The sequence below is a fragment of the Haloarcula pelagica genome, assembly GCF_030127105.1.
In the GTDB taxonomy this organism is placed as follows: domain Archaea; phylum Halobacteriota; class Halobacteria; order Halobacteriales; family Haloarculaceae; genus Haloarcula; species Haloarcula pelagica.
On record NZ_CP126161.1, the window covers coordinates 61601 to 78180 of the forward strand.

Annotated in this window: 21 protein-coding genes and 1 tRNA gene; 11 read left to right on the forward strand and 11 right to left on the reverse strand. The window is 65.8% G+C overall.

The window, feature by feature from the left end:
- The first annotated feature begins 342 nt into the window (after positions 1–342).
- Positions 343–1827 carry an IMP dehydrogenase gene (guaB, locus tag P1L40_RS00365; protein ID WP_284009301.1) on the forward strand — a complete coding sequence of 495 codons (1485 nt, stop codon included), beginning with the start codon at positions 343–345 and terminating at the stop codon, positions 1825–1827.
- Positions 1828–1879: 52 nt separating this feature from the next.
- On the opposite strand, the gene P1L40_RS00370 is transcribed toward guaB, so the two are convergent.
- On the reverse strand, positions 1880–2005 hold the full coding sequence (locus P1L40_RS00370) for a hypothetical protein (RefSeq protein ID WP_284009207.1): 126 nt from the start codon (positions 2003–2005) through the stop codon (positions 1880–1882).
- A gap of 86 nt (positions 2006–2091) precedes the next feature.
- On the opposite strand from P1L40_RS00370, the gene P1L40_RS00375 reads away from it, so the two are divergent.
- Complete coding sequence (locus P1L40_RS00375) at positions 2092–2529, forward strand: GNAT family N-acetyltransferase (RefSeq protein WP_284009208.1); 438 nt, start codon at positions 2092–2094, stop codon at positions 2527–2529.
- A 1-nt stretch (position 2530) separates the two neighbouring features.
- On the opposite strand, the gene P1L40_RS00380 is transcribed toward P1L40_RS00375, so the two are convergent.
- Entirely contained in the window at positions 2531–2773 is a 243-nt protein-coding gene (locus P1L40_RS00380; protein WP_284009209.1) for a hypothetical protein, read from the reverse strand.
- 330 nt (positions 2774–3103) lie between these two features.
- Positions 3104–3177, reverse strand: a tRNA-Lys gene (locus tag P1L40_RS00385).
- 144 nt (positions 3178–3321) lie between these two features.
- On the opposite strand from P1L40_RS00385, the gene P1L40_RS00390 reads away from it, so the two are divergent.
- The gene (locus P1L40_RS00390; RefSeq protein WP_284009303.1) at positions 3322–4788 is read left to right on the forward strand and encodes a DHH family phosphoesterase; all 1467 of its coding nucleotides are present in this window, start codon (positions 3322–3324) and stop codon (positions 4786–4788) included.
- Here P1L40_RS00390 and P1L40_RS00395 read toward each other — a convergent pair.
- Both P1L40_RS00395 and P1L40_RS00400 read right to left on the reverse strand, forming a co-directional pair.
- Entirely contained in the window at positions 4785–5090 is a 306-nt protein-coding gene (locus P1L40_RS00395; protein ID WP_284009213.1) for a PRC-barrel domain-containing protein, read from the reverse strand. The two genes, P1L40_RS00390 and P1L40_RS00395, sit on opposite strands and share 4 nt — an antisense overlap.
- A gap of 88 nt (positions 5091–5178) precedes the next feature.
- Positions 5179–5610, reverse strand: coding sequence for a DCC1-like thiol-disulfide oxidoreductase family protein (locus P1L40_RS00400; RefSeq protein WP_284009214.1), 432 nt, complete (start codon positions 5608–5610; stop codon positions 5179–5181).
- Positions 5611–5698: 88 nt separating this feature from the next.
- Between P1L40_RS00400 and P1L40_RS00405 the strand changes: the two genes are divergently transcribed.
- A complete protein-coding gene (locus P1L40_RS00405; protein WP_284009216.1) occupies positions 5699–6133 on the forward strand; it encodes an SRPBCC family protein in 435 nt (144 codons plus the stop codon).
- Positions 6134–6142: 9 nt separating this feature from the next.
- On the opposite strand, the gene P1L40_RS00410 is transcribed toward P1L40_RS00405, so the two are convergent.
- The gene (locus tag P1L40_RS00410) at positions 6143–6601 is read right to left on the reverse strand and encodes a DUF7504 family protein (RefSeq protein WP_284009304.1); all 459 of its coding nucleotides are present in this window, start codon (positions 6599–6601) and stop codon (positions 6143–6145) included.
- 520 nt (positions 6602–7121) lie between these two features.
- On the opposite strand from P1L40_RS00410, the gene P1L40_RS00415 reads away from it, so the two are divergent.
- The 5 genes from P1L40_RS00415 to P1L40_RS00435 all read left to right on the forward strand — a co-directional run bounded on the left by P1L40_RS00415 (position 7122) and on the right by P1L40_RS00435 (position 11650).
- Positions 7122–7526 (forward strand): hypothetical protein, encoded by a 405-nt coding sequence (locus tag P1L40_RS00415; RefSeq protein WP_336402177.1) that lies wholly within the window; start codon positions 7122–7124, stop codon positions 7524–7526.
- A 46-nt stretch (positions 7527–7572) separates the two neighbouring features.
- Positions 7573–8259, forward strand: a complete 687-nt coding sequence (locus P1L40_RS00420; protein WP_284009306.1) for a protein sorting system archaetidylserine synthase — start codon at positions 7573–7575, stop codon at positions 8257–8259.
- 168 nt (positions 8260–8427) lie between these two features.
- Positions 8428–8673, forward strand: coding sequence for a DUF7127 family protein (locus tag P1L40_RS00425; protein ID WP_284009221.1), 246 nt, complete (start codon positions 8428–8430; stop codon positions 8671–8673).
- On the forward strand, positions 8673–10940 hold the full coding sequence (locus tag P1L40_RS00430) for a CDC48 family AAA ATPase (protein WP_284009308.1): 2268 nt from the start codon (positions 8673–8675) through the stop codon (positions 10938–10940). The genes P1L40_RS00425 and P1L40_RS00430 overlap by 1 nt, the downstream gene beginning before the upstream one ends.
- 149 nt (positions 10941–11089) lie before the next feature.
- Positions 11090–11650 (forward strand): DUF420 domain-containing protein, encoded by a 561-nt coding sequence (locus P1L40_RS00435; protein ID WP_284009223.1) that lies wholly within the window; start codon positions 11090–11092, stop codon positions 11648–11650.
- Here the strand turns inward: P1L40_RS00435 and P1L40_RS00440 are convergent, their stop codons facing one another.
- The 5 genes from P1L40_RS00440 to P1L40_RS00460 all read right to left on the reverse strand — a co-directional run bounded on the left by P1L40_RS00440 (position 11651) and on the right by P1L40_RS00460 (position 15258).
- The gene (locus P1L40_RS00440; protein ID WP_284009225.1) at positions 11651–12217 is read right to left on the reverse strand and encodes a GNAT family N-acetyltransferase; all 567 of its coding nucleotides are present in this window, start codon (positions 12215–12217) and stop codon (positions 11651–11653) included.
- 121 nt (positions 12218–12338) lie between these two features.
- A complete protein-coding gene (purF, locus tag P1L40_RS00445; protein ID WP_284009309.1) occupies positions 12339–13781 on the reverse strand; it encodes an amidophosphoribosyltransferase in 1443 nt (480 codons plus the stop codon).
- 12 nt (positions 13782–13793) lie between these two features.
- On the reverse strand, positions 13794–13967 hold the full coding sequence (locus tag P1L40_RS00450) for a 50S ribosomal protein L37e (protein WP_284009229.1): 174 nt from the start codon (positions 13965–13967) through the stop codon (positions 13794–13796).
- Complete coding sequence (locus P1L40_RS00455) at positions 13964–14146, reverse strand: LSM domain-containing protein (protein WP_276221253.1); 183 nt, start codon at positions 14144–14146, stop codon at positions 13964–13966. Before P1L40_RS00455 ends, P1L40_RS00450 begins: the two co-directional genes overlap by 4 nt.
- A 50-nt stretch (positions 14147–14196) precedes the next feature.
- A complete protein-coding gene (locus P1L40_RS00460; protein ID WP_284009232.1) occupies positions 14197–15258 on the reverse strand; it encodes a M20/M25/M40 family metallo-hydrolase in 1062 nt (353 codons plus the stop codon).
- Between the two features lie 76 nt (positions 15259–15334).
- Here P1L40_RS00460 and P1L40_RS00465 point away from each other — a divergent pair, with 76 nt between their 5' ends.
- A complete protein-coding gene (locus P1L40_RS00465) occupies positions 15335–15571 on the forward strand; it encodes a hypothetical protein (RefSeq protein WP_284009234.1) in 237 nt (78 codons plus the stop codon).
- 46 nt (positions 15572–15617) lie between these two features.
- Positions 15618–16568, forward strand: coding sequence for a zinc-dependent metalloprotease (locus tag P1L40_RS00470; RefSeq protein WP_284009310.1), 951 nt, complete (start codon positions 15618–15620; stop codon positions 16566–16568).
- The last annotated feature ends 12 nt before the right edge of the window (positions 16569–16580 follow it).

The window sequence follows — 16580 nt, forward strand, 5'->3', positions numbered from 1 at the left end:
CCCGGTACCCGTCGGGAGGTTACCGCACTGGACGCGCACTGAGTGGCGGACCAGAGCTGTTTCCGGCTACCGAACCCTGTAAAGAATGTGTTGCCAGCTGCGGTCGAACTCGATTGCCGGACCGTGTTGGCGCCGAAGGATTCGGTAGCTCGCATATGTAACATTATCTTTCGTCAGAGTATAAACGTTGTGTGAGAAGCGGCCACACAGGTCGTGAAGCACAAGATAACCCGGGTATCGTGGACAGATGTCACAGATGAGCGGGTGTAAACCGCATGCCAGTTGTCCACAGAGGCGGGGCTGTCTCGCAACGTTTTTGCCCGGCCGTGGTGGACGGTTTACATGGCGAACGATTCCGAGCCCTTCTCCGAGAAACTCCGCGTTCCGGAGGCTCTCACATTCGACGACGTACTGTTGCGACCCAAAGAGTCTCGCGTCGAACCCGACGAGGCCGACACCGCGACCAGTGTCTCCCGCTCGGTCGAACTGAACGTTCCAGTTCTGACGGCTGCGATGGATACGGTCACCGAGAGCGACATGGCGATCGCCATGGCCCGGCAGGGCGGTCTGGGCGTCCTCCACCGGAACATGGACGCCGAGGAGATGGCCGACGAGATCGAGCGGGTCAAGCGGGCCGACGAACTGATCATCCGCGATGTCGTGACGGCCAGCCCGGAGCAGACCGTCCGGGAGGTCGACGAGATGATGGATCGGGAGGGCGTCTCCGGCGCGCCCGTCGTCGACGACGAGACCGGTGAGGTCCTGGGGATCATCTCCGGGACGGACATCCGGCCGTACCTCGAAGTCGGCGAGTCCGACGCCGTGACCGAAGCGATGACCGGCGAGGTCGTCACAGCCCCGGAAGATGTCTCGCCGCGGGACGCGCTGGAACTGATGTACGACCACAAGATCGAACGGGTCCCGATCGTCGACGAGGCGAACCGGCTGACCGGCCTCGTGACGATGAAAGGCGTCCTCCAGCGCCGCGAGTACGACGAGGCCGCACGCGACGAGGACGGCCACCTCCGGGTCGGCGCCGCCGTCGGCCCGTTCGAGCTGGACCGTGCACAGGCAGCAGACGACGCTGGCGCGGATATCCTCTTCATCGACTGCGCTCACGCGCACAACGCCAACGTCATCGACAGCGCCCGCGAGATCAAGGCCGAAGTCGGGGCCGACGTGGTCGTCGGCAACATCGGCACCCGCGAGGCGGCCGAGGCGGTCGTCGACTTCGCCGACGGCGTCAAGGTGGGCATCGGGCCGGGCTCGATCTGTACGACCCGCGTGGTCACCGGCGCCGGGATGCCCCAGATCACCGCCGTCGCACAGGTCGCTGACGTGGCCAGCCAGCACGACGTGCCGGTCATCGCCGACGGTGGCATCCGGTACTCCGGGGACGCGATCAAGGCCATCGCCGCCGGTGCCGACGCGGTCATGCTCGGATCGTACTTCGCCGGGACGGACGAGGCACCGGGCCGCGTCATCACGATGAACGGCAAGAAGTACAAGCAGTACCGCGGGATGGGCAGCGTCGGCGCGATGAACGAGGGCGGCGGCGAACGCTACCTCAAGGAGGACGAAGAAGACGAGGACTACGTCCCCGAAGGCGTCGAGGCGGCGACCCCCTACAAGGGCTCGCTCGAATCCGAACTCCACCAGCTCGTCGGCGGGATGCAGTCCGGGATGGGCTACGTCGGCGCAGAGACGATTCCGGAGTTCAAGACACGGGCCGAGTTCGTCCGTGTCTCGGCGGCCGGCCAGCAGGAGAGCCACCCGCACGACGTGATGATCACGGACGAGGCACCGAACTACAGTCCCGACAGCTGATCGGCGCTGTCGAGACGTTCAGAAACCGCGTCGAGACTGCTTCGACCGCTTTTCAGTACCCTTCGCCAGCCGTCTGACAGGCCGGACTACAGTAGCCGGTGTCTGCCGCCCGGGCGCTCGGGTGCGCGGCGAACGATTCCCCACAGTTCGGACAGTCGTAGTGGTCGAAGTCGGACATGACACCAGCGACGTAGCACCCGTACGCCGAAAATCGTTGTGGCGTCGGTCGGAAGATACTCCAGCCCCAGCGCCGAACAGGCCCCTGTGACCTCCTACACCCTCCACGTCGGCGACGACGAGGCACTGGGCGACAGCGCCAGAACCGTCCGACGGACGGTCTTCATCGAGGAACAGGGCGTCTCCGAAGCCGAAGAGATGGACGACAAGGACGGCGAGGCGACACATCTCGTGCTCGCCGATCAGGACGAACCAGTCGCAACGGCCCGGTACCGACTCGTCGACGACGAGACGGTCAAGATCGAGCGTGTCGCGGTCCTCGCCTCCCACCGCGGGACCGGACTGGGAGCACGGATCATGGAGGCGGCCGAATCGGCCGCCAGCGAGGACGGCGCTACCGAAGCCGTCCTCCACGGCCAGCGCCGTGTCGAGGGGTTCTACGCCGAGTTGGGCTACGAGTCCGTCGGCGACGAGTTCGAGGAGGCGGGCATCCCACACGTCGAGATGCGAAAGGACCTGACCTGAGCTACTCACGGACGAGCAAGTACACCACGACGACGCCGACGCCCGGGATCAGACCGACGAAGAACCCGAGCGCCGTCAGCACCGCCCAGAGCGCCGCGTTGTCGTTTCCGCGGCTCTGTGCGTCCCGATACACCCAGTACGTCGCGCCGATGAGGATCGCCAGCCCGACGATGGAGATGACCAGGAACAGCAACAGTACGATGATCTCTGTACCGCCCGGCATCTGCAACAGAGGGAGGGCCATACGTACACAACCTCCCGTGAGTTGTAAATCTCTTCGGGTGCGGGACGGGAGACCAGGCCACACGGGGCGCCCGCATACCGTTCACCGGACCTGGCTGGAAGGGAACCACTGTCGGACGTGCTCGTTTCACTGCACACGCATCGCTGCTTCGAATCCCTTCTCACAGCGATAGCTGCTCACGATCGGTTCGCAGCAAAAGCGGGCCGGAAGGGATTTGAACCGTGTGGAGACGGTCGCCCTCACTCCGTTCGGACGCTGCGACTCTCCGGGTTCAAGTCCCTTCCTCGACGTAGATTCGACTCCTCACGTCCGTTCGTCGTCAGAATACAACGGGCCGGAAGGGATTTGAACCCTCGACCGACGGCTTAAGAGGCCGTCGCTCTGCCAGACTGAGCTACCGGCCCAGTACAACTGATTCTGTGGGCGGCCTGCTCAAATAGGTTTTCATTCGCGGGGCTCGTGTCTGGCGTTCCCACGGTACTGTGGGCCCTCCGAGGGGACGAATGGACGTGATTAAAGGGGCTGGCCGCCAAGCGATACAGACACTTATGAGTGCAGCCAGCGGCATCACGATGGCCTCCATGTCCACGTACGCTATCTTGGGGTGTGGGAGCGTGGGGCATGCAGTGGCCGAAGAACTCGTCAACGAGGGCAAAGACGTGCTCATCCTCGATGCCGACGACGGTCGCGTGGAGGCGCTGCGCGACCAGGATCTCAACGCACAGCAGGCAGATATCGTCGAGGAAGATGTCGTCGGGATGGTCAGCGACCGGGATGTCGTCCTCATCATGTCGCCGGATGTCACCGCGAACGCAAAGGCGGTCGAGAACATCCGAGCCGCCGACGGCGACCAGTTCATCGTCGCGCGGGCCGACGATCCGGTCTCGGCCGACGAGCTGACGGAACTGGGTGCCGACGTAGTCATCAACCCGTCGGCGGTCATCGCGGACTCGGCGCTTCGGGCGCTCGAAACCGGCGAACTGGAGTACAAGGCGACACAGCTTGGCGATGTCATCGACGGGACCGAAGAGCGGATGGCGATCCTCATCCACCGCTCGCCGGACCCGGACTCGATCGCCTCCGCGGCGGCGCTTCGGGCCATCGCCGCGAGTCGTGACATCGATGCGGATATCATCTACGAGGGCGAGATCGGTCACCAGGAGAACCGCGCGTTCGTCAACCTGCTGGGCATCGATCTGGAGTCACAGGACTCGGTCGACCTCGACGACTACGACACGCTCGCGCTGGTCGATGTCGCGAAGGGCGGCGAGCCCATCGTCGAGTCGGTCGACATCGTGATCGACCACTACGAACACGAACACGAGTACGAACACGACGCCGCGTTCTCGGACATCCGACCGAACGTCTCCGCGACCTCGACGATCCTCACCAAGTACATCCAGGAACTGGACCTCACGCTGGATCAGACCGTCGCGACGGCGCTGCTCTACGGGATTCGAGCCGAGACGCTGGATTTCAAGCGGGACACGACGCCTGCCGATCTGACCGCCGCGGCGTATCTCTACCCGTTCGCCGACCACGACACGCTCGAACAGGTCGAGTCGCCGTCGATGTCACCGGAGACGCTCGATGTCCTGGCCGAGGCGATCCGGAACCGGGAGGTCCAGGGGAGCCACCTCGTCTCGAATGCCGGGTTCATCCGGGACCGTGACGCGCTCGCGCAGGCGGCCCAGCACCTCCTGAACCTCGAAGGGATCACGACGACAGCGGTGTTTGCCATCGCCGACGACACGATCTACTTGGCCGCACGCTCCAAGGACATCCGCATGAACATCGGGAAGGTGCTCTCGGACGCCTTCGGCGGGATGGGTGAGACAGCGGGTCACTCCACCGACGCCAGCGTCGAGATCCCGCTCGGGATCTTCACCGGGCTGGAGACCAACGACGACAACCGGGACACGCTGCTGGAACTGACAGAAGAGGCAGTCAAACGGAAGCTGTTCGAGGCGATGGGTGTCGACAGTTCGAGCAGCGAAGGCGGGAACGGGAACTAGGCTGCGACTTCTTCACTGTCGCTGTCGGAGTCGGCCGCCTGAAGCCGCTCGACGACATCGTTGACGATGACCACGTCGCCGACCGCCTGAACCCAGCGGTACGGGATGATGACACCGCGGGAACTTCGGGCCTGTTCGCCGAACAGTTCGGTGTTGAGCTGGTGGAGTGCCAGGCCCGTCACCGACTGGCGGTCCAGATCGAGACGGATGTCCTCGACTTCGCCGACGAACACACCGTTTTTCGAGTAGACTTCCCGCCCGACGAGCGTCGTGATCTCCTGTGGTACAGTCTCCGGGTCCATACGCAGGGACTTGTCCGGCCACCCCTTAAATGTTCTTTGCGGCGCCGGGAGCGTGGCAGACGGCCGTCGGACGCCTGAACGACGGGAGTCACCCGGTGGCAGTGATATCGCGGTGGACAGCAGCGTCCGCCAGAGCGGAATAGGCCCCGGCGGCCGCGTCCGTGAGGTCGTACGTGTCGTGGTAGTCGTCGGGGTCGCGCCCGCGACCGCTCGCCAGTCCGACCACGCGGGCGATGGTCTCGTAGTTGTCCCGGACCAGCGACCCGACGATTCCGGGCATCCCGGCTCGGTCAGCCAGTTCCTCCGCGGCGGCCCGGTCGGCGTACACCGTGCCCTCGTCGGTGTCGACCAGGACCATCGCGAACGGCGTCGCCCCGAACTGGGCGTCGAGAAAGCGCTGTGCCGGCTCGTCGTACCACGAGATCGCCCCCACGTCGTCGAGTTCTTCCAGGGCGCGCGCGGCCACGGAACAGTACGGGCATTCGCCGTCGTAGATCAGCACGGAAGCGAACGATGCCATAGCCGGCCGTAGGGACTCGACCGGCATAGGTCCGTCTCTCGCGCGGGTACCCACGCGCTTTTCCTCGTCGGGGCCGTACGGATGTCCGATGCGGGAGCTCTCGGCCTCGGTCGACATCCCAGTCCCACCGGAGACTGTCTGGAACGTCCTGACCGATGTCGAGGCGTATCCCCGATGGAACACGCTGTTGCGGATCGAGGGGGAACTCGCTCCGGGAGCGACGGTCGACGCACGGCTCTCGGTCCCCGGCCTCCCGACAGTGTCGTTCAGTCCGGAGATTCTGGCGGTCGACCCCGGACGCGAACTGCGCTGGCGCTCCGGACTACTGGGTGTCACCGCCGAGCACGCGTTCCTGCTGGAACCGCTCGATGGCGGGACCGGAACGCGGTTTACGCAGTACGAAGAGATCAGCGGTCCCCTCACCGCCCGAGTGGTCGATCGGCTGGCGAGACGGCTCCGCCGCGGATTCGAACAGATGAACGTCGGACTCAGGCGGCACGCGATCGCCGTCGCCGACACGTAGCGCCAGGCGTCAGCGGAGGTCGAGCTCGGTGTCGGTACACCGCCGCAGTCGGGCGTACGTCGAGTCGTCGACCGCGTCACGGACCAGCCCGTACACGCCACACAGCCCGTGTTCCCGGGCCTGTGTCGTCGTGTGATCGAGGAACCGGGCGACGCGCGCTTCGTCGGCGTACAGCAGGAACACGTTGAGGCTGTCGAACACGACCCACCCCAGCCCGTCGTCGAGGGCCTCGAACGCCCGTGACAGCCGCATACTCAGCCCGGTCAGGTCGTCGGGAACGAGCGGATCACAGACCCACATCGCACCGTCGTAGTCGGTCTCGGAGCCGGAGATCGGAACCTGGGCGACAGCGGAAAGCTCCGCACCGGCGGTCGAAAGCGTCTCTGCGATCTCGCTGGGTGCCGACGCCGAGACCACCAAGAGGTTGTCGTACGCGACGGGCGGGAGTTCACTGATCGGCGACTGCATGGTCGACACGGAGACCAGTGCTTGCGTGCCGCGATCGAGCCGTAAACCCCTCCCGATGCAGCGTGGATGTCGTCGTTACTGCTCACCGTCCGTTCCCCTCACGTCGTCCGGTTCCCACCCGGTTATCCCCACCCATCGATGGCATTGAACTGTCCTTGGGAGCAACCTCCATGTGTCGGGTTATATCTCTTTCGCCACCGCAAGGCTCATCGTGTCCGTGTGTAATGGTCACGCATGCCGTCGTTGGTGGTTCACTACGCGTTCGTCGGGCTCCTGGCCGCGACACTGCTGGGCGCGGCGTTCGACAGGCGCTCGTTGTTGCTCGCGCTGGCCGTGGTCACGTTCCCCGATATCGACTCGTTCATCGCACTGTTCTCGGAGGTCGGTCACCGGGCGGCACTGACGAACCTCGTCATCCCCGCGATGCTGGCCGCTCTCCTCGTGATCGACCTACACGTCCGGGAAGAATCGCTGATCCGAGCCCGCTGGGGCCTACGGGGTCAGAGTGGCGTGGTTCTGTGTGTTCGTCTACGCGGTCGGACACGTCCTGTTCGACGCTGTCAGCGGTGGCGCGAACCTCCTCTGGCCGATCCACGACCAGTTCTATCAGTTCAGGGGACGGCTCGAACTGTCTACCCAGCGGGGGATCGTCCAGACCTTCGTCGAGACGGGCACGAGCGGGGGGTCCGGTGGGGGAAGCGGCGGTTCCGGTGGCGGCGGGCTGCCGACGCCCAACGCGATGGGGAACAGCAGCGAGATCCAGATGGACACTGCGGTCGATCCGGACCCGTCGGGGACGGCGGACGGTCCCGTCGACCGGATCTTCCCGGTCGCACGCGGGGGCTGGCAACTGTACCTCCTCGTCGTAGGGACGCTCGCGACCGCCTCCCGGTTCCTCGTCGGACACGACCTCCCCGAGGAGTGACTGCGGTTTCGGACCCTTCATGTGGGTCCTGGGCGAGTACGCATCTATGGGCTTTGAGGTATCTCGACGACTCAGTGCCGCCGACACGGTGACGCTCGTCAACGCCGTCGTCGGATTCGTCGCCGGCGCCGTCGCGTTCACCGACCTCCATCTCGCAGCACGACTGCTCTTGCTCTCGGTGATCACGGATGCGCTCGACGGGATCGTCGCCAGGGGAAGCCAGGGGTCGGCGGTCGGCCCGCTGCTCGACTCGATCACCGACGTTGTCTCGTTCGGTGCCACGCCGAGCCTCTTCGTCTACGTCCTCCTCACCCGATACTTCGGGGACATTACCGAAACCGGGATCGCGGTGGGTCTCGCGATCACGCTCGTCGCATCCGCGTACGTGGTGTTCTCCATCGTCAGGACGGCCTTCTACGAGACGTACATCGACAGCGCGGACGGGCGGCCGGGGATGCCCAACTCGCTCGGTGCGATCGTTCTCTCGACGGCGTACCTCGGCGGGGTCCGACAGCCGGTCGTCTTGGCCGGCGCGATGCTCGTCTTCTCGGTCGCCATGATCGCGCCCTTCGACTACCCCAAACCCGGCCCGAGACACGTCACGCCGGTCGGCGTGGTGCTCGCGATGGCCGTGCTCGTTCCCGACGCGCTCTATCGCTTCGGGCCACGAGCGGTGTTGGTGATCGCCCTCCTGTTTTTCCTCGCCGGCCCGCGGTACTACTGGGCAGATTGACGCCGAGTCGGGCCCGCCGGTTCCTGCTTGCCTCTCCGCTGCCACCACACTCATACTGGTCGCAAGCGTAGTGTGAACCGCAATCAATCGCTTGTTTTCGAATCGCCGCACGTGGGGGGAAGAACTGGCGAAAGATTTATATAGTTATCAAACTTACCTTTGGTTAGGATGAATACAGAACAGCAGCTATTCGACGAGACGCCCCTCCGCCGGTTCGAGTACGACGACAGTGTCGTGCTCGCGGCGGACGTGGGTGCTGTCGGCGACGCTTCGGTCGACGTGGTCGACGGCACTGTCATCGTCGTTGCCGGTGACGAGCAACGTGAGTTGGAGGTGCCCGACGAGGACGCACGAGCGTTTATCAACCACGGCATCCTCACTATCGAACTGTCACCCAGCGAGGAGGACAACTGATGAAACTCACCGTCAAACCCCTGAAACAGAAGGACGCGGGCCGCGGACTCGCGGCGATCGACCGAGCCGCGATGGCCGAGATGGAGCTAGAGAACGGCGACTACATCGTCCTCAGCGGACAGCAGAACAACCGCGCGGTCGCGCGAGTGTGGCCAGGCTACCCCGAGGACGAAGGTAACGGGATCGTCCGGATCGACGGCCAGCTTCGTCAGGAGGCCGGCGTCGGGATCGACGACGGCGTGACCGTCGAGAAGGCCGACGTACAGCCCGCAACCAGCGTCACCGTGGCGCTGCCTCAGAACCTCCGGGTCCGTGGCAACGTCGCCCCGATGATCCGGAACAACCTCAGCGGGCAGGCCGTCACGCAGGGCCAGACGGTCCCCGTGAGCTTCGGTCTCGGGCCGCTCTCCTCGATGTCCGGCCAGAAGATCCCGCTGAAGATCGCCGAGACCGAACCCGCGGGGACGGTCGTCGTCACCGACTCCACCGAGATCCAGGTCAGCGAGAAGCCCGCCGAGCAGATCCGCGGCGCCGAGGGCGAGGCCGGTCGCGAGACCCCGGACGTGACCTACGAGGACATCGGTGGCCTCGACGACGAACTCGAACAGGTCCGGGAGATGATCGAACTGCCGATGCGCCACCCCGAACTGTTCCAGCAGCTCGGCATCGAGCCGCCGAAGGGCGTCCTCCTGCACGGCCCGCCGGGCACCGGGAAGACCCTGATGGCGAAAGCCGTCGCCAACGAGATCGACGCGTACTTCACGACCATCTCCGGCCCGGAGATCATGTCGAAGTACTACGGCGAGAGCGAGGAACAGCTCCGTGAGGTCTTCGAGGAGGCCGAGGAGAACTCGCCGGCGATCGTCTTCATCGACGAGATCGACTCCATCGCGCCCAAACGCGGCGAGACGCAGGGCGACGTGGAACGCCGCGTCGTCGCCCAACTGCTCAGCCTGATGGACGGGCTCGAAGAGCGCGGGCAGGTCATCGTCATCGGTGCGACCAACCGCGTCGACGCTATCGACCCCGCACTGCGCCGCGGTGGCCGCTTCGACCGCGAGATCGAGATCGGCGTCCCGGACAAGGAGGGCCGCAAGGAGATCCTGCAGGTCCACACCCGCGGGATGCCCCTCTCCGAGGAGATCGATCTGGCCGGCTACGCCGAGAACACCCACGGCTTCGTCGGTGCCGACCTCGCGTCCCTGACCAAGGAGGGCGCGATGAACGCCCTGCGTCGCATCCGGCCGGAACTCGACCTCGAATCCGACGAGATCGACGCCGAGGTGCTCGAACACTTAGAGATCACCGAGAAAGACTTCAAGGAGGCGATGAAGGGGATCGAACCCTCCGCGCTCCGGGAGGTCTTCGTCGAGGTGCCCGACACCACCTGGGAGTCCGTCGGTGGCCTGGAGGACACGAAAGAGCGCCTCCGCGAGACGATCCAGTGGCCCCTGGAGTACCCCGACGTGTTCCGGTCGATGGACCTGGAAGCGGCGAAAGGCGTCCTCCTGTACGGGCCGCCCGGCACCGGGAAGACGCTGCTGGCCAAGGCCGTCGCCAACGAGGCCCAGTCGAACTTCATCTCGGTGAAGGGGCCGGAACTGCTGAACAAGTTCGTCGGCGAGTCCGAGAAGGGCGTCCGTGAAGTGTTCAGCAAGGCCCGCGAGAACGCCCCGACGGTGGTGTTCTTCGACGAGATCGACTCGATCGCGACCGAGCGCGGGAGCGGTCAGACCGACTCCGGCGTCGGCGAGCGCGTCGTCAGCCAGTTACTGACCGAACTCGACGGGATCGAGGAGATGGAGGACGTGGTCGTCGTCGCGACCACGAACCGACCGGATCTCATCGACGACGCCCTGCTGCGGCCCGGACGGCTGGACCGCCACGTCCACGTCCCGGTGCCCGACGAAGACGCGCGGCGCGCGATCTTCGAGGTCCACACCCGAGACAAGCCTCTGGCCGACGACGTGGATCTGGACCGCCTGGCCCGGCGGACCGAGGGCTACGTCGGTGCCGACATCGAGGCCGTCGCCCGCGAGGCGTCGATGGCCGCGACCAGGGAGTTCATCCACAGCGTCGACCCCGAGGACATCGGCGACTCCGTCGGGAACGTGAAGGTCACGGCCGAACACTTCGAGGCAGCCCTCGACGAGGTCGGCCCGAGCGTCACCGAAGAGACCAAGGAACGCTACGCCGAGATCGAGAAGCGCTTCGACACCGCGGCCCCCGACATGGAAGAGGACAAGGTCGGCCGGACCTTCCAGTAGGTCCCTCCCTCGACCGGCTCTATTTCAATTCTTCTACTGCGCTGTTTTCGTACTGCACTGTTTTCCACTGCTTCCGCGTGTCCGGAACCGTTCGATAGCGACGGCCCTGGAGCGCAACGCCCTTGCCCCCACACTCCCGAGACCCGTCCATGCAGGCCACGGCACGGAACCACGTCGGGAAGCTAACGGGGCTGCTGACTGCGGTCTCGCTCGCGCTCGTGTTCGGCGCGGTCGGGGGTGTGATCCCCCAGCGACTCCTACCGCGTGCCCCGGAGACAGTCGTCGCGGCGATCCCCCACGTCAACGCGGCCATCAGTGCGCTCGCGATCGTCACGATCGTCGCCGGAATCCGTGCGATTCGTCGCGGCGACATCGACCGACACCGGCAACTGATGCTGACGACGTTCGGGCTGTTCGGGGCCTTCCTCACGCTGTACCTCTATCGCGTCGTCTTGGAGGGGCCGACCGACTTCACCGGCCCCGCGGCCGTCGAGACGTACGTCTACTTCCCGGTGCTGGGAATACACATCCTGCTCGCGATCCTCGCGATCCCGCTTGTCTACTACGTCCTCCTGCTGGCCGCCAGCTACCCCGTCGGGCAACTACGCGAGACGAACCACCCGCGTGCGGGGAAGGCGGCCGCGACGCTGTGGCTGATCTCGTTTTCCCTGGGGATCGTCGTCTACGCGATGCTGTACGTGTTCTGGTGACTACGACTCCCACTCCGCCCGGAGCAGGCCGAACCAGTGTGTGTCGCGCCACTCGCCGTCCAACCGCCAGTCCCTCCGGTGTTGCCCCTCTCGGGTGAAGCCCAGTCGTTCGAGAACCGCCACCGATCGGTCGTTGCCCCCGACCACGCGGGCCGCCCACTTCCGAAGCCCACGCTGGTCGAAGCCGTACGCGACCAGGCGGCTGGCCGCCTCCGTCGCGAACCCCTGATTCCAGGCGTCCGGGTCCAGCCAGTACGCGAGTTCGGCCGTCCCCTGCTCTGGTTCGTGGTCTGTCATGGCGACCAGGCCGACCCGGTCCGTCCGCTGCTGGACCTGCCCGGGGTCGTCGGTGTCCGCGTCGACACAGATCAGGAGGTGGACCGACTCCCCGTCGGCGAGTGTGTCCTCGTAGAACGTCTCCATCTGCTCGCCCGTCATCGGCTGTGGGTACGTTCCCCACCCCCACACCCGCTCGTCACAGAACACTGACTGCATCCAGTCGAGGTCCTCACGTTCGGGCGGCCGGAGGGCTGTCCGCTCGGTTTCGATGAAGGCAGGGCTCGGCATACAGTGGGCGGTGTAGTGGCAGCCGCTAAACGGTTTGGCTCGGTCCGGGGCGGCTCAGGGCCCGCGGGTCAGTTTTTCCCCGCTCGCGTTCGAGGGCTGCTCACGATGTTCGCGCCCCTCGCTAGTCGTCGGCAGGTGCCGCCGACCCACCGATATCCGGTCGGACGACATCCCGATCCGTCTCCTCGCCCTCGATGTCGTAGGGGTATTCCCCGGTGACACAGCCGAGACAGAGGTCCGTCTGGCTCGTCTCCAGCGTCTCGGCGATGGCGTCGATGGAGAGATAGGACAGCGAATCGGACTCGATCTCGTCGCGGATCTCCTCGACGGACTGGTCGCCGGCGATGAGTTCGTCGCGGGAGGCCATGTCGATGCCCATGTAACAGGGCGCGACGATTGGCGGCGCACCGATCCGGACGTGGACCTCCTCAGCGCCGGCGTCCCGCAGGAGGCCGATGAGCTGTGTCGAGGTGGTCCCGCGGACGATCGAGTCGTCGATGATGGTCACTTTCTTGCCCTCGATCGTCGACTTGATCGGGTTCAGTTTCAGCCGGACGGCCCGCTCGCGCTCGTCCTGGGTGGGCATGATGAACGTCCGCCCGACGTAGCGGTTCTTCATCAGGCCCTCGGCGAACTCGATGTCGGAGCCGTCGTCTTGCGCGGCCTCGGCGTAGCCAGAGGCGAACGCTCGCCCGGAGTCGGGGACCGGGAGGACCACGTCGGACTCGACGCCCGACTCCTCCCAGAGTTTCCGCCCCAGTTCCCGCCGGACTTCGTAGACCAGGCTCTCGTCGATGGTCGAGTCCGGGCGGGCGAAGTAGACGTGCTCGAAGAAGCAGTGGGCCGTGTTCTCGCGCTCGATGAGCTGGTAGGTGTCGTACCCCGTGCCGTCAGGGTGGAGGACGACCAGTTCGCCCGGGCGAACGTCCCGGACGAGTTCGCCGTCCAGCGTGTCGATGGCGGCCGACTCGGAGGTGAGGACGTAGCCGTCCTCCAGTTCACCGATACACAGCGGACGGTTCCCTTCCGGATCGCGCACGCCCAGCACCGTCTCGTCGTGCATGATCGTCAGCGAGTACGAGCCGTGGATGCGCTCCATCGTCCGCTTGACCGCGCGCACCAGGTCCTCTTCAAGGAGGTTCCGTGCGAGGTCGTGGGCGATGACTTCGGTGTCGCCGTCGGAGGTGAACGCGTGGCCCAGATCGGCCAGTTCGTCGCCGATCTCGTCGGCGTTGACGAGGTTGCCGTTGTGCGAGAGGCCCAGCGACCCCGACTTGAACGACACCGAGAACGGCTGTGCACAGCAGGCGTTGACGCTGCCCGCCGTCGGGTACCTGACGTGGCCGATCCCGTTCGAGCCGTTCAGTGATTCGAGGTCACCGGGGCCGAAGGCGTCGCCGACGAGACCCATCTCGACGTGGCTGTGTTGCTGGAAGCCGTCGTGGGTGACGATGCCGGCCGATTCCTGGCCGCGATGCTGGAGGGCATAGAGGGAGTAGTAGAGGGGACGGGCGGCGTTTCGATCCCGAAGCGAGATGCCGACAACGCCGCACTTCTCGTGCATGGATTGTGGGCCTTATTCGCCAGCTTTCGACTGCCACTCGTAGTCTCGTCGCTTCGCCGACTTGCCGAAGCCACACGACGAACAGACCTTCTTCTTTACGTGATACGACTTCTCGCCACACCGGCGACACTTCGTGTGTGTCGTGGTGTTTTTCTTGCCTTGAGAGGGGGTTCCCTTGCCAGTCATGGGTTAATCGAGACGACGTTATCCCCGCGTATAATCGTTGTGTCTTCGTCTTCGATCACGAGGTTCATGTGCTGATCGTAGCCCGAGAGCTCTCCGGTGAAGATCTCGCCGCCCTTGAGTTGTACGGTAACTTCCTCACCGAGCGACGCTTCGAGCACGTCCAACGGTCGACCACTCATGTTCGGGAAGGATAGTGACGGGCGCTTAAACGTACCGTTTGCGCGCCCCGCTACACCTCGACACTGAAGGGAGCGTACTCGTCGGCACGAACGGCGAAGCCAGCCATGAGGTCGGCGGCCGCGTCGAGGTCGTCGGGATCGATCACTTCGACGGGCGTGTGCATGTAGCGGTTCGGGATGCCGACGTTGACCGAGGGGATACCCCCGCGGGCGGTGTAGAAGGCGTCGGCGTCGGTCCCCGTTCGGAGGCCGGTCGCCTGCAACTGGATGTCGAGGTCGTCGGCCGCGCCGGTCTCTCTGAGCGCCTCGACGAGGACGGGGTGGTTCGCGCTGCCCCGAGAGACCGCGGGTCCCGCCCCCAGGTCGACGCCCGTCGAGCGGTCGCTCGGCGTGTCCGGGGAGTCGGTCGCGTGCGTGACATCTGCCGCGAGGACCGCGTCCGGTGCCAGCTCGAACCCGACCATCTTCGCGCCCTGGAGGCCGACCTCCTCTTGGACCGTCGAGACGGCGTGGACCGTCACGTCGGTGCCGCGCTCGGCCGCTCGCCGCAACCCTTCTGCGGCGGCCCAGATGCCGACCCGGTTGTCCATCCCGCGGGCCGAGAGGCGGCCGTTGGCCAGTTCACCGATCGTCTGGGTGAACGTCACCGGGTCCCCGCGGTCGACCAGTTCCTCGGCTTCGTCGCCGTCAGTCGCGCCCACGTCGACGTGTTGCTCGGCGATCTCCGGGACTTCGCCGTTCCCGTTTTGCTCCCGGAGGTGGATCGCCGTCTGACCGACGACGCCCGACACCGGGCCGTCGGCGCTGTGGATCGTGACGTGTTGGCCCCGCGAGACCGTCTTGTCCGACCCGCCGATCCGCGAGAGGCGGAGGAAGCCGTCGTCGGTGAAGTCCCGGACCATGAACCCGATCTCGTCGCCGTGGCCGGCCAGGGCCACCGAGGGTTCGCCGCCCTCGACGGTCGCGACGGCGTTGCCGTAGTCGTCGACGGTCACGTCGTCCGCGAACTCACTGACGTAGTCGATCCAGACCCGCTGACTGTCGGTCTCGTAGCCCGAGGGGCCCGGCGTCGACAGCAGCGATTCGAGGAACGCGCGTCGGTCGTCGTCCATGGCCACCCGTTGCGCTGTCGCCGGTATGAATCATCCGGAAAAGAGAGATAAACCACGCCCGTGTAGCTCCTCGTGTATGACGAAGATCACGTTCTTCGAACTCCACCTCGACGGGTCGGAGTTCACGGCGAACGCACCGGGGAGCGGACAGAGCGAGACCGACGAAGAGTCGACGGCGACCGAGACGGACGACTCGGGCGCGAATCCGCTGGCTGCGCTCGTGGGCCTGGCGGTCCTCGTCGGCCTCGCCGTCGCCGCGAAGAAACTGCTGGGCGGTAGCGACGAACTGCCGTCGGTCGAAGCCGAGGAGTGACGCCACCGGGGAGAAGGCCTATCCCGGTCGCCCCCGTCTTGCGGGTATGGGCCTGTATCATAGCGTCCGTGCCGTCGCCGGGGCGTCCGGCGACGGTCCGATCGACTGGGCCGCCGTCGCAGAAGCCGCCAAGGAGTCGACCGAGCCGGGCGATCTGACCGTCTCCGACGCCGAGCGGACCGGCTACGCGACCGACGTGCGGGACGCACGCGACCGGGTCCGGGCGGTCGGCGAGATCGACTTCGACCTCCCGGAGACCGTCGAGATCCAGCACCGCCACCACTGGATCGACGCCAACGTCGAGACGTTCAAGCGGGTGATGGCACCGATCGAACAGCAGGCCGACCACATCCCCGGTATCGCCCGGATCGTCAACACCGGGTCGATGGCTTTTGCCCTCTCCTTCCTGGCCAACAACGTCCTCGGCCAGTACGACCCGCTGTTGCTGGCCGACGGCGACGAGCACGCGCTGTACTTCGTCCGGCCGAACATCCGCCGGGTCGCGGACCAACTGAACGTCGACGGCGACCGGTTCCGCCGCTGGATCGCCTTCCACGAGGTCACCCACGCCGCCGAGTTCGGCGCCGCGCCGTGGCTCTCCCAGCACATGGAAGACGCGATGGAAGAGGCCGTCCAGAATCTCTCGGGCGGCAGCCTCGACCGCGAGTCGCTGGGCGAACTCGACACGACGATGACCGCCGTCGAGGGGTACGCGGAACTCCTGATGGATCGGGCCTTCGACGACGAGTACGACGACCTGCGAGCGAAGATCGACGCCAGGCGGCAGGGTCGAGGCCCCATCGCCGAACTGGTCAGAGAGCTGCTGGGCATGCGGATGAAACGCCAGCAGTACGAACGCGGGAAGGCCTTCTTCGACACCGTGGCCGACGCACGCGGCGTCGCGGCGGCGGGACGTGTCTGGGAGTCACCGGACAACCTCCCGACCGACGCCGAGATCGAGGACCCGCAGTTGTGGATCGACCGGATCGACCCCTGAGAGCTACCGGCC

What these genes read in the sequence shown, in the direction of transcription:
- P1L40_RS00465 (WP_284009234.1), top strand. Translation starts at nt 15,335, where the DNA reads ATGACGAAGATCACGTTCTTCGAACTCCACCTCGACGGGTCGGAGTTC.
- P1L40_RS00395 (WP_284009213.1), bottom strand. Translation starts at nt 5,090, where the DNA reads ATGGACCCGGAGACTGTACCACAGGAGATCACGACGCTCGTCGGGCGG.
- P1L40_RS00370 (WP_284009207.1), bottom strand. Translation starts at nt 2,005, where the DNA reads ATGTCCGACTTCGACCACTACGACTGTCCGAACTGTGGGGAATCGTTC.
- P1L40_RS00420 (WP_284009306.1), top strand. Translation starts at nt 7,573, where the DNA reads ATGGGCTTTGAGGTATCTCGACGACTCAGTGCCGCCGACACGGTGACG.
- P1L40_RS00400 (WP_284009214.1), bottom strand. Translation starts at nt 5,610, where the DNA reads ATGGCATCGTTCGCTTCCGTGCTGATCTACGACGGCGAATGCCCGTAC.
- P1L40_RS00435 (WP_284009223.1), top strand. Translation starts at nt 11,090, where the DNA reads ATGCAGGCCACGGCACGGAACCACGTCGGGAAGCTAACGGGGCTGCTG.
- P1L40_RS00440 (WP_284009225.1), bottom strand. Translation starts at nt 12,217, where the DNA reads ATGCCGAGCCCTGCCTTCATCGAAACCGAGCGGACAGCCCTCCGGCCG.
- P1L40_RS00460 (WP_284009232.1), bottom strand. Translation starts at nt 15,258, where the DNA reads ATGGACGACGACCGACGCGCGTTCCTCGAATCGCTGCTGTCGACGCCG.
- P1L40_RS00470 (WP_284009310.1), top strand. Translation starts at nt 15,618, where the DNA reads ATGGGCCTGTATCATAGCGTCCGTGCCGTCGCCGGGGCGTCCGGCGAC.
- P1L40_RS00390 (WP_284009303.1), top strand. Translation starts at nt 3,322, where the DNA reads ATGAGTGCAGCCAGCGGCATCACGATGGCCTCCATGTCCACGTACGCT.
- P1L40_RS00425 (WP_284009221.1), top strand. Translation starts at nt 8,428, where the DNA reads ATGAATACAGAACAGCAGCTATTCGACGAGACGCCCCTCCGCCGGTTC.
- P1L40_RS00410 (WP_284009304.1), bottom strand. Translation starts at nt 6,601, where the DNA reads ATGCAGTCGCCGATCAGTGAACTCCCGCCCGTCGCGTACGACAACCTC.
- P1L40_RS00430 (WP_284009308.1), top strand. Translation starts at nt 8,673, where the DNA reads ATGAAACTCACCGTCAAACCCCTGAAACAGAAGGACGCGGGCCGCGGA.
- purF (WP_284009309.1), bottom strand. Translation starts at nt 13,781, where the DNA reads ATGCACGAGAAGTGCGGCGTTGTCGGCATCTCGCTTCGGGATCGAAAC.
- P1L40_RS00450 (WP_284009229.1), bottom strand. Translation starts at nt 13,967, where the DNA reads ATGACTGGCAAGGGAACCCCCTCTCAAGGCAAGAAAAACACCACGACA.
- guaB (WP_284009301.1), top strand. Translation starts at nt 343, where the DNA reads ATGGCGAACGATTCCGAGCCCTTCTCCGAGAAACTCCGCGTTCCGGAG.
- P1L40_RS00380 (WP_284009209.1), bottom strand. Translation starts at nt 2,773, where the DNA reads ATGGCCCTCCCTCTGTTGCAGATGCCGGGCGGTACAGAGATCATCGTA.
- P1L40_RS00455 (WP_276221253.1), bottom strand. Translation starts at nt 14,146, where the DNA reads ATGAGTGGTCGACCGTTGGACGTGCTCGAAGCGTCGCTCGGTGAGGAA.
- P1L40_RS00405 (WP_284009216.1), top strand. Translation starts at nt 5,699, where the DNA reads ATGCGGGAGCTCTCGGCCTCGGTCGACATCCCAGTCCCACCGGAGACT.